The sequence below is a fragment of the Stenotrophomonas sp. genome (assembly GCF_032099025.1).
In the GTDB taxonomy this organism is placed as follows: domain Bacteria; phylum Pseudomonadota; class Gammaproteobacteria; order Xanthomonadales; family Xanthomonadaceae; genus Stenotrophomonas.
In genome coordinates, this window is the sequence record NZ_DAMCID010000019.1 from 38,041 (window position 1) to 51,096 (window position 13,056).

Annotated in this window: 9 protein-coding genes; 4 read left to right on the forward strand and 5 right to left on the reverse strand. The window is 66.1% G+C overall.

What is annotated here, in order from left to right; all coding sequences use genetic code 11:
* Window positions 1-100: 100 nt before the first annotated feature.
* Both RT456_RS13935 and RT456_RS13940 read right to left on the reverse strand, forming a co-directional pair.
* Window positions 101-979 carry an EamA family transporter gene (locus RT456_RS13935; protein ID WP_313347630.1) on the reverse strand — a complete coding sequence of 293 codons (879 nt, stop codon included), beginning with the start codon at window positions 977-979 and terminating at the stop codon, window positions 101-103.
* A 102-nt stretch (window positions 980-1,081) separates the two neighbouring features.
* Window positions 1,082-1,561: a VOC family protein gene (locus RT456_RS13940; RefSeq protein ID WP_313347632.1), complete on the reverse strand. Its 480-nt coding sequence runs from the start codon at window positions 1,559-1,561 to the stop codon at window positions 1,082-1,084.
* Window positions 1,562-1,870: 309 nt separating this feature from the next.
* Here RT456_RS13940 and fhuE point away from each other — a divergent pair, with 309 nt between their 5' ends.
* Together fhuE and RT456_RS13950 are read left to right on the forward strand one after the other, a co-directional pair.
* The gene (gene fhuE, locus RT456_RS13945; protein ID WP_313347634.1) at window positions 1,871-4,012 is read left to right on the forward strand and encodes a ferric-rhodotorulic acid/ferric-coprogen receptor FhuE; all 2,142 of its coding nucleotides are present in this window, start codon (window positions 1,871-1,873) and stop codon (window positions 4,010-4,012) included.
* A gap of 156 nt (window positions 4,013-4,168) precedes the next feature.
* Window positions 4,169-4,711 carry a hypothetical protein gene (locus tag RT456_RS13950; RefSeq protein WP_313347635.1) on the forward strand — a complete coding sequence of 181 codons (543 nt, stop codon included), beginning with the start codon at window positions 4,169-4,171 and terminating at the stop codon, window positions 4,709-4,711.
* 5 nt (window positions 4,712-4,716) lie between these two features.
* Here the strand turns inward: RT456_RS13950 and RT456_RS13955 are convergent, their stop codons facing one another.
* The gene (locus RT456_RS13955; protein ID WP_313347636.1) at window positions 4,717-5,346 is read right to left on the reverse strand and encodes a LysE family translocator; all 630 of its coding nucleotides are present in this window, start codon (window positions 5,344-5,346) and stop codon (window positions 4,717-4,719) included.
* Window positions 5,347-5,568: 222 nt separating this feature from the next.
* On the opposite strand from RT456_RS13955, the gene RT456_RS13960 reads away from it, so the two are divergent.
* Window positions 5,569-7,074, forward strand: coding sequence for an arylsulfatase (locus tag RT456_RS13960; protein ID WP_313347638.1), 1,506 nt, complete (start codon window positions 5,569-5,571; stop codon window positions 7,072-7,074).
* A gap of 57 nt (window positions 7,075-7,131) precedes the next feature.
* Here RT456_RS13960 and RT456_RS13965 read toward each other — a convergent pair whose 3' ends face one another.
* Together RT456_RS13965 and RT456_RS13970 are read right to left on the reverse strand one after the other, a co-directional pair.
* Window positions 7,132-10,002, reverse strand: coding sequence for a TonB-dependent receptor (locus RT456_RS13965; RefSeq protein WP_313347639.1), 2,871 nt, complete (start codon window positions 10,000-10,002; stop codon window positions 7,132-7,134).
* 355 nt (window positions 10,003-10,357) lie between these two features.
* Window positions 10,358-10,765 carry a biopolymer transporter ExbD gene (locus RT456_RS13970; RefSeq protein ID WP_313347641.1) on the reverse strand — a complete coding sequence of 136 codons (408 nt, stop codon included), beginning with the start codon at window positions 10,763-10,765 and terminating at the stop codon, window positions 10,358-10,360.
* A 194-nt stretch (window positions 10,766-10,959) separates the two neighbouring features.
* Here RT456_RS13970 and RT456_RS13975 point away from each other — a divergent pair, with 194 nt between their 5' ends.
* On the forward strand, window positions 10,960-12,939 hold the full coding sequence (locus tag RT456_RS13975; protein WP_313347642.1) for a transglycosylase SLT domain-containing protein: 1,980 nt from the start codon (window positions 10,960-10,962) through the stop codon (window positions 12,937-12,939).
* The last annotated feature ends 117 nt before the right edge of the window (window positions 12,940-13,056 follow it).

Consider the following 13,056-nt stretch of genomic DNA (forward strand, 5'->3'; position numbering starts at 1 on the left):
GGTTGAACCGACCGGGTAGAGCCGACTGTTAGTCGGCTGCTCTAACGGCAGTGACAGCAGATCTTCGCGCTTCGCGCGAACAGCCGACTAACAGTCGGCTCTACCCAGTCGGCTCCGGCACCACCGGCGCACGCCGCTTCGCCGTCACCGTGCTCCCCACCGACGCAATCACCGTGCACCCGATCGCGCCCCACTGCAGCGGGGTCAGGTGCTCGGCCAGCAGCCCCATCGCCAGCAGCGCGGCCACCGCCGGTTCCATGCTGATCAGGATCCCGAACGTTTCCTTCGGCAGCCGCTTCAACGCCGCCATCTCCAGCGACATCGGGATCGCGCTGGACACCACCGCCACCCCCAGCCCGAACAACAGGATCGCCGGGTCCAGCAGCGCCCCCCCCGCATGCGCCACGCCCACCGGCACTACAACAAGTGCCGCCGCGCACATCCCCAGCGATACCGTATGCCCGGCCGGCAGGTGCCCGGCGCGCTTGCCGAAAATGATGTACATCGCCCAGCACACTGCCGCACCCAGCGCGTACAGCACGCCCACCAGATCCAGCGGCTCGCCGTGCCCCAGCGGCAGCAGCAACAGCAACCCGGCCGCTGCACATCCCACCCAGACAAAGTCGATGGGACGGCGCGATGACCACATCGCCACCGCCAACGGACCGCAGAATTCGATCGCCACCGCAATGCCGAACGGGATCGTGCGCAGCGCCATGTAGAACAGCAGGTTCATCACCCCCAGCGTGATGCCGTAGCGGAAGATCGCACCGGCATCGGCCCGCGTGGTGGTCCAGCGCCACGGCCGGAACACGGCCAGCAGCACCAGCGCCGAAAAGCCCACGCGCAGCGCGCTGGTGCCCTGCGCGCCGATCACCGGGAACAGATCCTTGGCGAACGAGGTGCCCACGGCAAGCGAAGTGACCGAGCCGAGCACGGCCAGGACGGGGAACAGCGAGGAGAGGCGTGAAGGAGACATCGCGCGAGGATACCCGTAGCGACACGCCATGCGTGTCCCAAGCGGCGTCTGGGACCACGTGGGGCGCACGTGGCGCGTCGCCACGGGGACATGCGTGTGTCGTTATCCCCGTACCGCCGCCTCGATCTTCGCCACGTCGATTTTGCGCATGGTCATCATCGCCTCGAAGGCGCGTTTGGCCACCGCTGGGTCGTTGCTGTTGAACGCCTCGGTCAGCACCCGCGGGGTGATCTGCCACGACAGCCCCCACTTGTCCTTGCACCAGCCGCAGTCGCTCTCCTGGCCACCGTTGCCGACGATGGCATCCCACAGCCGGTCGGTTTCGGCCTGGTCGTCGGTGGCGATCTGGAAGGAGAACGCCTCGCTGTGCTTGAACGCCGGCCCGCCGTTCAGCCCGATACAGGGAATGCCCACCACGGTGAATTCCACGGTGAGCACATCGCCCTTGCTGCCGCCGGGAAAGTCGGAGGGCGCGCGGTGCACGGCCTGCACCGCACTGTCGGGGAAGGTGGCGGCGTAGAAGGCCGACGCTTCTTCGGCGGTGCCGTCATACCAGAGGCACAGGGTGTTCTTGGCGATCATCACCGTTTCCTGGGATCGGGCCACAGCCCGGGTGTGCCAACCGTAGGCCCGCTGACGTTAAGCGCGGGTAGGTCAAGGCTCGGCCATGACGCACCCGGCCACTTGCGACCGGTAGACATTGCGGATAGGACTGATTCGCATTACCATAATGAGATCCCGTTCGCGCCAGGGAGGCGCAGCGGCGATCAGTTGCCAACGCCCGTGCCGACTTTTACGGCACCCGCCAGCCGCGTACTGCCCCCACTTTGTCCGCAGCGCCCGGCATCCGAGGATCGTCGCCTGGTGCGCGCCGCCGCCCAGGAAACGCTGATGACCCGTACTTCCGCTGTGCTGTCCCGCACCTTGCCGCACGGCCGCCTGTCGCAGGCGCTGCTGATCGCGCTGGCCACCCTCGCCGCCGCGCCCGCCTTCGCCCAGGACGCCGCCGTCGACGCCACCACCCTGGACAAGATCGTGGTCAAGGGCGAGCGCGCGGAAGGCTATTCGGTCCGCCGCACCTCCGCCGGCACCCGCTTCGACCTGGCCCCGCGCGAGATTCCGCAGTCGGTAAGCATCATCAGCCACCAGCGCATCGAGGACCAGAACCTCGACGACATCATCGACGTGCTGGCCAACACCACCGGCGTCACCAGCACCCAGTCCGACAGCGAGCGCACCGAGTTCTATGCGCGCGGCTTCTATATCGACAACTACCAGTTCGACGGCCTGCCCACCACCATGGTGCAGAACTGGAGCTACGGCGATTCCGGCCTGGACCTGGCCCTGTACGACCGCGTGGAAGTGGTGCGTGGCGCCACCGGCCTGCTCACCGGCGCGGGCAATCCGTCGGCCTCGGTCAACCTGATCCGCAAGCACGCCGACAGCGCCGAACTCACCGGCAGCGTCTCGGTCAACGTGGGCAGCTGGGGCCGCACCCGCAGCACCGTGGACGTGACCACCCCGCTCAATGCCAGCGGTTCGGTGCGCGCGCGCGTGATCGGCAGCTACCTCGACACCGATGCGCAGATGGACCGCTACAACCAGCGCAAGACGCTGGGCTACGCGGTGATCGATGCCGACCTGACCCCGGACACCCAGCTTAGCGTGGGGTACGACTATCAGCAAAAGCGCGCCACGGGCGTGACCTGGGGCGGCTTCCCGATGTTCTATTCCGACGGCAGCCGTACCAGCTACGACGAGTCCTTCAATCCGGCCACCAACTGGACCTACTGGGACACGACCACGAAGCGTGCCTTCGCAACGCTCGAGCATGGCTTCGCCAATGGCTGGAAGTTCAAGATCGGCGCGTCGCATGACAAGACCGACTCGGACGACAAGCTGTTCTACCCGTACTTCACGATCTACGGGTTCGACAAGACCAGCGGTGCCGGCGTGGTGCCCTACTCGGGCTACTACCAGACCGAGCGCAATGTCGATGCAGTGGACGGCTACGTGGATGGTCCGTTCCAGCTGTTCGGCCGCGAGCACCAGTTCATGGCTGGCCTGAGCTACAACCAGCGCGACTTCATCAACAACGGTGCGTTTGATTTCCCCGGCCCGATGCCGAGCTACCTGGGCTGGACCGGTGATTTCCCGGAACCGGTCTGGGCACCGATGCAGGAATTCAGCCGCGGCACCATCACCCAGAAGGCCGGCTACGCCGCGACCCGACTGTCGCTGGCCGATGCGCTGAAGCTGATCATCGGCGCGCGCTACACCGACTGGAAGAGCGAAGACGAAGGCGCCGATCGTGCGCACAAGGTCACCACGCCGTACGCCGGCCTGGTCTTCGACCTCAACGACACTTGGTCCACCTACGCCAGCTACACCGAGATCTTCCAGCCGCAGACCGCCCGTGATCGCAACGACCGCTACCTGGATCCGGTGGATGGCAAGAGCTACGAAGTGGGCGTAAAGGGGGCGTGGTTTGAAGACCGTTTGAACGCGTCGCTCTCGGTATTCCGCATCGAGCAGGACAACGTGGCCCAGATCACCAACGAGCCGATCCTCGGCCGCCCCGGCGAGTTCGCGTACGAGGCCGCACGCGGCACCGTCAGCCGTGGCTTCGAGTTCGAGCTCAATGGCGAGCTGTCCCCGGGCTGGAACGCCACCCTCGGCGCGTCGCGCTACGTGGCCAAGGAGGCCGATGGCAGCGACATCAACTCCCAGCTGCCGCAGACGTCGATCAAGGCCTATACGAGCTACACACCGCAAACCCTTACCGATCTCACCTTCGGCGGCGGCGTGAACTGGCAGAACCGCATCTACGCCAGCGACCCGGTCTACGGCCGCGTCGAGCAGGATGCTTACGCGCTTGTCAGCGCCTTCGTCCGGTACCGCCTCGCGCCGCAGTTCAGTGTTCAGGTCAATCTGAACAATCTTCTGGACAAGACCTACTACTCGCAGATCTACGGCTACGGCGCATTTGGCGACGGCCGAAACGGCTCGATCACCTTCACCTGGCAGTTCTGACCGACCGCACGCCCTGACATGGCGCCGGGCTCTGCCCGGCAACACGCACCAACACCAGAAAGCCGGGCAATGCCCGGCTTTCTGCGTTCCAGGGCACCGCGGTGCACACGTACCACGCCCTTCTCGGCCCCCACGAATCAAGGGTAGGATGCGGCCATGTCTTACCCCAAGCCCAACACTTTCTGCCTGTGCGTCTCCATGACCGACCTCGTGCTCTATTTTGGAGAGGGCGATGACGATTACGTCGCCCATCCATCGCTGGACGCGGTAATTGCCACGCTCGGGCTGCAGATTGATGTCAGGCGGCTGTACGACGATTACTTCAGCGGCGTCCCCACCTTCGTAGGTCACACGCACGTCTTCCACGGCGTCTCCACCCGCAGCAACATCTTCGCACTTGACCTGTTCCGGGATAACGACCAACTGGACCTCATCCAACTTGTTGTCGTGTGCAGCGAGCACCGCTCGGAAGCGGTCAGGTTTCACATCAGAGCATTCTTTGATGCCGCGCACTACGCGATCGCCTATGAGGAGTCGCCCGGGTCAACGCGATCCAGCAACGTGCTGGACGCACGTCAGTATCCAAAGCTCAATGCAGGCAGCAACTACCTGCAGCAGATCCATTTCGTCCCGGCAGCCCGGCAAGGGGACCTGGAGGCGGCGCCCACTGCTGCGTCGAGCAACCACGATGCGCGCTAGCGCCTTTACACGCGCGCGCGCAGCAGCAACACGCCGAACCCGATGAAGATCGTGCCCACCACCCGGTCGAACACCTTGCGCAGTCCCGGCCGCGACAGGTAGCCGGCCAGGCCGTGGCCGCCGGCGGCGTACACCGCGTACCAGAACACCTCCATCAGCGCGAAGGTGGCCACCAGCACCACGAACTGCGGCAGCTGCGGCCGGGAAAGATCGACGAACTGCGGCAGGAACGCCGACGCGAACAGCAGCAGCTTGGGGTTGCTGATGCCGATGATGAAGCCATCGCGGAACAGCACGCGGCGCAAGGTGGGCGTCACCACGCCCTCGGCACTGCCCACGTCCAGCGGCGCATCGCCGCCGCGCCAAGCCTTGATGCCCAGGTAGACCAGGTACGCAACGCCGGCATAGCGCAGCACGTCGAACACCACCGGCGAGGCCTTCAGCACCGCGCCCAGCCCGGCGGCGGAAATCGCCAGCGCCAGCACCAGCGCGGTCAGGCAGCCGGCCATCGCCGCGATGCTGCGGCGGAAGCCCACGCGCACGCTGCGGGTCATCACATGCAGCATGTTTGGCCCGGGTGTGCCGCACAGGACGAACACGGTAACGGCGAAGATCCACCAGGTATGCAGGTTCATGACGAAGCCGGAAAGGTAACGCCGGTCGCTGCCCGGCTGGCGGCCATGATGCCCGCAACCACGATGGCAACGCCACGGGTGCCCACGACACCCATTCACCTTCACCCGCCCCCGCCCCCGCCCCCTCAGTAGTCTTACCGATGCCCGCGCAGCAGAACTTCGGATGCCGGCCCCCTGCCCCGGACCTACCCTTCAGGTCACACCCGGGCAGAGGACGCAACGATGACCTCCTCCACACCGAACATCCTGTTCGTCATGGCCGATGACATCGGCTGGTTCAACATCAGCTGCAACAACAACGGCATCATGGGCTACCGCACGCCGCACATCGACCGCATCGCGCGCGAAGGGGCCAACTTCACCGACTTCTACGGCCAGCAGAGCTGCACCGCCGGGCGCGCGGCCTTCATCACCGGCCAGTCGCCCATCCGCACCGGCCTGACCAAGGTGGGCATGCCGGGCGCCACCCTTGGCCTGAGCTTCGAAGACCCGTCCGTGGGCCAGTTCCTGAAGCATTTCGGCTACGCCACCGGGCAGTTCGGCAAGAACCATCTGGGCGACCGCAACGAGCACCTGCCCACCGTGCACGGCATGGACGAGTTCTTCGGCAACCTTTACCACCTCAATGCCGAAGAAGAACCCGAGTACCCGAACTACCCCAAGGACCCGGCGTTCCGCAAACGCTTCGGGCCGCGCGGCGTGCTCAAGTGCACCGCCACCGATACCGCCGACGACACCGACGACCCGCAGTTCGGCACGGTCGGCGCGCAGGTCATCGAAAACACCGGCCCGCTCACCCGCAAGCGGATGGAAACGGTGGATGAGGAGTTCCTCGCCTCCGCCCTGGATTTCATCGACCGCAAGACGGCCGCCGGACAACCCTGGTTCTGCTACTTCAACCCCACGCGCATGCATGTGTTCACCCACCTCAAGCCCGAATCCGAGGGCAAGACCGGGCTGGGCGTGTATCCCGACGGCATGGTCGAACTGGACGGCTACGTGGGCCAGCTGCTGGACAAACTGGACCAGCTGAAGATCGCGGAGAACACCATCGTGGTGTTCACCACCGACAACGGCGCGGAGGTCTGTACCTGGCCCGATGGCGGTGCCACGCCGTTCCGCGGCGAGAAGGACACCAACTGGGAGGGTGGCTGGCGGGTGCCGTGCGTGATGCGCTGGCCGGGCGTGATCGCGCCGGGACGGGTGATCAACGACATCGCCTCGCTGCAGGACTTCATCCCTACGTTCGCCGCCGCCAATGGCGAGCCGGCGCTGGTGGACAAGGTGAAGCAGGGCTACGAGATGGGGGGCAGGACCTACAGGGTGCACCTGGACGGGGTGAACGTGCTGCCGTACCTGTCCGGCACCACCGACACGCCACCGCGCGAGGCCTTCATCTACTGGAGCGACGATGGCGAGTGCATGGCCGTGCGCCTGGGCCGCTGGAAGGTGGTGTTCTCCGAACAGCGCGCCAGCGGGCTGGAAAGCTGGCGCGAGCCGCTCGCGCAGATGCGCATCCCCAAATTCTTCGACCTGCGCGCCGATCCATTCGAACGCGGCGAGGAGAGCTTCAAGTACAACGACTGGTTCCTGGAGCAGAACTTCCTGCTCTACATCGCGCCGCCTGCGCTGGCCAAATGGATGGAAAGCTTCAAGACCTTCCCACCGCGCGCACGCGCCGCCAGCTTCAGCATCGACAAGGTCATGGACTCCATGATGCCAAGGTAGGACCGGATGCAATGAGGGCACCCGAAGGTGCCCTCGTGCACGGCCGCTACCGGCGGATCAGAAACGCAGGTCCGCGCGCATGTACCAGTAGCGCCCACGCGGGATGTCGTAGGTGGACGCGTCGTAGCCGTTCAACGAGCACGACAGGCAGATCGGCGGATCCTTGTCGAACGCATTGTTCAAGCCGGCGCTGAGCTGCAGGCCCTTCATCCAGTCGAATTTATAGCCCACCTGGAAGTCGTGGTAGGTGACGGCAGCGAGCTTGTTGGTGCCGGCCGCCTGGTCACTGCACACCGGGAAGCTGGACGCGTCACCGCACTGCTCGGTCAGCTCGGAGATGTGCCGCACTGTCCACGATGCATTCCAGTTGGCCAGGTTCCAGCCCAGGGTGGCGTTGCTGGTCCACTCGGGAATGGAGCTGTTGACCACTTCCACCCCGGGCTCCTGCGGCTGGCGCTGGCCTGCGGCACCCAGTGCCTCGTAACGGCCGACGAAGGTGTTCTGCCAGCCAAGCTTGAACTGGCCGATGTCACTCTGCGGCAGCGTCCAGAACAGGTCCACGTCCCAGCCATCGGTCTTGATCGAGCCCAGGTTGGTCAGGCGGTTGTTGAAGCCGCTGACCGCACCGGTGGAGGCACGGGTGATGCCGTCGCAGTACAGCGCGTCCAGCGTGTCCACGCACAGGTCGAGCTGGGTCTGGGCGTCGATGGCCTGGATGGCGCCTTCGATGTTGTGGCGGTAGAAGGTCACCTCCACGTCGAAGCGCTCGGACCACGCGGCGTTGTTGCCGAACCACGGGCTCCATACGAAGCCGGCGCTGAAGCTGCGCGAGGTTTCCGGATCCAGCTGGTCGTTGCCGCCGGTGGTCACCGAGATCTGCGAGTTGGCCTGCTGGAAGCCGGTCGGCACGCCCAGCGTGGCGCAGTTGGCCGCATTGCCGCGCGGCGGCGTACCGCCCAGGCCCACCGAGCACGGATCGAACAGCTGCAGGTCGGCGCGCGCCGCCGAGCCGTACAGTTCACCGATGGACGGGGCACGGAAGCCTTCGGCATAGCTGGTGCGCAGCACGAAGTCGTCGGTCACCTGCCAGCGCAGGCCGTACTTGGGCGTGAACTCGCCACCGAAGGTGGAGTAGTCCGAATAGCGTCCCGCCAGGCTCAGGTCCAACCGATCGCCGAGCGCGCTCTTGGCGAAGATCGGAATGGCCAGTTCCAGGTAGGCCTCGTTGACGTCATACGAACCGGAGGTCGGCAGCGACGGTACGCCGTTGTAATGCCCGCGCACCGTGATCGGGTCCGGCTGGTACTCGCCTTCATACTTGCGGTACTCGTAACCGGTGGCGAACGACACCGGGCCGGCCGGCAGCGTGAACAGGTCACTGCTCAGGTTGGCGGTGAACAGGGTCAGTTCGTTCTGGCTGCGGTCGTGCACCACCGGCTGGATCCAGTCCAGCATTGGCCGGGTGATGGTGCCGGGCCCACCGAAGATGTTCAGCGGCACGCAGCCGGGGGTGGCGGCGCAGATCGCCGGATCGCCCAGCGCGATGTTGGCGTTGTAGATGTTGTAGCTGCCGTAGTTGGTCTGCTCGGCCTTGTTCTTGCTGTACATGCCGTTGACGTCCCACGACCAGCTGCGGTCGGCGGCCTGGAACAGGCCCACCAGACCGGTGGCGAAGTACGTGGTGTTCACTTCCTGCTCGAAGATGCGCGGCCCACCTTCCACCGGACGGCGGCCGATCATGCTCAGGTTGCTCGACGAATCCAGGTCAAAGCCGAACGGGTTGTATGGGTTGAGTGCGGAGATGACGATGTTGTCGGCCAGCGGATTGCCGGTGGCACCATCGGGTCCGAAGAACAGCGGCTCGGGCCCGGCCTGGTTGGTCGACTCGCGACGGTTGCCCAGCGCCTTGATGTACCACTGCACGTTGTCGGTGATGTCGAAGCGGAACTGGCCGAAGATGCCCTTGCGCTCGGACGGGGTCAGCAGCAGGTTGTATTCGGCGAAATTGAAGCGGTCCGCCGTGGTGAAGCAGTGGTAGTCGTCCGTACGCGCGCAGCCGCCGACGCCGTTGAAGGTGGGATCGGTCGCGCCGTTGTTGGGCGTGATGTTGTAGGCGATGCCGGTATTGGGATCGGTGAACATGAAGCGGCCGGTCGGCGTGGCCGAGCTGCCGAATGACAGCCCGGTTCCCGGCACCGGGTAGCGCGACTGTTCGCGCGTGTTCGCATACACCGGATCCTGCTTGGTCCAGCTCGCACCGAGGAACAGGCTGTAGCGGTCACCGCTGGTGCCCCACGCCAGGTCCACGCTCTTCTGCGTGCCGTCGCCCTTGCTGTACTCACCGTAGTTCACGGTGACCTGGCCGCCATCGAATTCGCGGCGGGTGATGATGTTGACCACGCCGGCGATGGCGTCCGAACCGTACAGTGACGACGCGCCGTCTTCGAGCACTTCGATGCGCTCGACGATGGCCAGCGGAATGGTGTTGAGGTCGGTGGCCGCGCCCACGCCGGAGGCGGAGGACTCGTTGACCCAACGGATGCCATCGACCAGTACCAGTACGCGCTTGGCGCCGAGGTGGCGCAGGTCGACCTGGGCCGAACCGGCACCCACACCGCTGCCGTCGGGCGGGAAGCCGAAGTTGCCGGAAGAATTGAATTTGGCGTTGAGGGCCGAACCGGAGCCGGTGAGCTGCTGCAGCACCTCGCCGATGGAGTTCAGGCCGGTGCGTTCGATCTCGCTGCGGGTCAGGGTCTGGATCGGCACTTGGCCTTCGACCTCGGCCCGCTTGATGCGGGTGCCGGTCACTTCGACCCGGTCGAGTTCGGTGGTGCCGCGGGGAGTCTCCTGGGCGCTGGCAAGCGCGGGGACAGATAACAGGCACAGCGCTACGGCAGCCGCCAAGGGGCGGTAATGCAGGTTGTTCATTCGCTCTCTCTCCAAAGGAATGCTAGCTGGGACTGCCTTGTCTCCCCCTTGAAACGCGGCAGCGTCTCCTTTGTAAACAACCTGTAAAGATGAAGGCGTGATGAAATCGTCGATTTCACGCGCGCTTAACGGAAACGACATTCGGCGGCGTATTCAGCCGACAAACGGAAGGAACGTCCGTCAGATCTTGCGGTCGCCGCGTAGCGCCACGCCCTGCGTGGCTGGCGAGGTGTCCGGCGAAAAACAGCCACGCAGGGCGTGGATCTACGGCCCGGCGCGATTCCCCCGGCGAAAAACAGCCACGCAGGGCGTGGCTCTACGGCCGGGGGACTCCCCCGGCCGGGCCGCCGTTCGTTTACGGCTGCACGAACGCGACCTTCTCCAGGTGCGCGTTGTTGGCTGCGGCCAGCACCTTGGCCATCACGTCGTATTCGGCGTTCGGGTCGGTGGCGATGCGCAGCTCCGGCACGTTGCCGGTGTTGGCCTGGGCGGCGTCCTGCATGCGCTGCTGCAGCGAAGCCACCGCAACCACCTGACCGTTCCAGCTGACCTGGTTGCTGGCGTCCACGCGCAACTCGATCGGCGGTGGCGGTTCGTCTGGCGGGACAACGGTGGTTCGTTGCGGAAGATTGACCGGGATGGGCATGGATACCATCGGGGCGGTCACGATGAAGATGATCAACAGCACCAGCATCACATCCACCAACGGGGTCACGTTGATGTCGGCCAGTGGTCCGGCGTTGCCTGCTGCACTGAATGCCATGGTGTGGGTCCTTCTGGATGGAATCCTGAGGAGCCGGCCAGCGGCCGGCACGGCCTGTTGGGGGCCGGCCGCAGGGCCGGCGTCTTCGACATTACGCCGGTGCCGGCACCCTGTTCAGGGGGGCGACGGGATCCGTTCATGATCGAGTCGGCTTGCCCTCACCGGCGTTCACCCGTGCCCGCTATCCTTTCGGCATGAAACGACTTCCCCTGCTCATCCTCAGTTCCGCCACCCTGCTCGCCTGCACCGGCGTGGTGGCCGACACCGGCGCCCAGAGCCTGGACGCACAGCGCGCGCAGTTGAAGGCCGCCATCGAGAACGCCGAGCGCGGCCAGTTCGATCCCGGCCAGGCCGCGGCGCTGGGCAAGCACCCGCTGTATGGCTGGCTGGAGTACGCCAACCTGCGCCGAAACATTGATACGGTCAGCAACGCGCAGGCCCAGGACTTCCTTGCCCGCTACAACGGCCAGGCCGTGGCCAGCAGCTTCCGCAGCGTGTGGCTGCCCGCCGTGGCGCGCCGCCAGGACTGGCCCACCCTGCTGGGCAACTGGGTCCCCACCGACAACGTCGGCCTGCGCTGCGCCCAGCTCAACGCCCGCCAGGCCACCGGCAAGGCCGACGCGCAGTGGGTCAGCGATGCGCAGGCCATCTGGCGCAGCACCGGCAAGTCGTTGCCCGATGCCTGCGATCCGGTGTTTGCTGTGCTGGACGCCAAGGGCGGGCTGAGTGCGGAACTACGCTGGGCGCGCATCGACGCCGCCGCCGATGCGCAGCAGCCGGCGGTGATGCGCAGCGCCGCGCGCGGGTTGCCGGCCGCCGACCTTGCCTTGGCCAACACCTATGCGGCGTTCGTCGACACGCCCAATGCCAGCGCCTTGAACTGGCCGCGCAACGACCGCAGCCGGCGCATCGCCACCGACGGGTTGGCCAAGCTGGCCAAGGCCGACCCGGGCGCCACCGAACAGCAGTTGCCGCAGTACGCCAGCGCGCTGCAGCTCACGGCGGCCCAGCAGGCCGACGTGCGCTACCAGATCGCGCTGTGGACCGTGGCCTCGTACGGCCCGGATTCCACGCGCCGCCTCAATGCGGTGCCCGATTCGGCCTATGACGAACGCCTGCACGAATGGCGCGCGCGCGAGGCGCTGTCACGCGGCGACTGGCCTGCCGCGCTGGCCGCGATCCGCAAGATGGGCCCGACCCAGCGCAGCGATTCGCGCTGGCGCTACTTCGAGGCCCGCATGCTGGAGAAGACCGGCAAGCGCGCCGAGGCGCAGCCGCTGTACCGCGAGGCAGCGCGCGCAGCCACCTTCCATGGCTTCCTGGCGGCCGATCAGCTCGGCCAGAGCACGTACACGCTGTGCCCGTGGGAGCCCAACGACAGCAAGCAGGCGCAGGCCGCCGTTGCGCGTGACCCGGCCATCGTGCGTGCAATGGAACTGTTCAAGATCGAACGCGCCGGTTGGGCGGTGGCGGAATGGAACGACGCGCTGAGCCGCTTCGATACCACCCAGCGCCGCATCGCGGTGGAAGTGGCGCGCGACAATGGCTGGTTCGACCGTGCGGTGTTCTCGCTGGGCAAGACCCCGGACGAGCAGCGCCTGTACGGCCTGCGGTTCCCGCTGCACCACGACGACGCGATCCGACGTGAGTCGGCACGCAATGCCATCGACCCGGCCTGGGTGGCGGCGGAGATCCGCGCCGAGAGCATCTTCAACCCGAAGGCGCGTTCGCCCGCCAATGCGATGGGCCTGATGCAGGTGCTGCCGGCCACCGGTGCGAGCGTGGCCAAGTCGGTGGGGCTGAGCAACTATGGCGGTGCGGCCAGCCTGTATGACGCCGACACCAACATCGCCATCGGCACCGCGTACCTGCGCCAGCTGATGAACAAGTACGGCGGCCTGCCCTACGTGACCATCGCCGCCTACAACGCCGGCCCGACACCCACCGCGCGCTGGCAGTCGCAGCGGCCGGGCTTCGATCCGGACATCTGGATCGAGACCATCAGCTACAAGGAAACCCGCGAATACGTGGCGCGCGTGCTGGCCTTCAGCGTGATCTACGACTGGCGCTTGAACGGCAACGCGCTGCCGGTGACCGACCGTATGAACGGCCGGCTGCAGGCGAAGCGGAAGTCCTTCACCTGCCCGACGGATGCGGACAAGGGCGGCGATTGACCATCGCCGATCGTGTATGGCTGAGTGGGTTGCGCTGACTGGGTTGCGCTGACTGGGTTGCGCCGGCCGGGTTGCGCCGACTGGGTAGAGCTGACTGTTAGTCAGCTGAGCGCACAG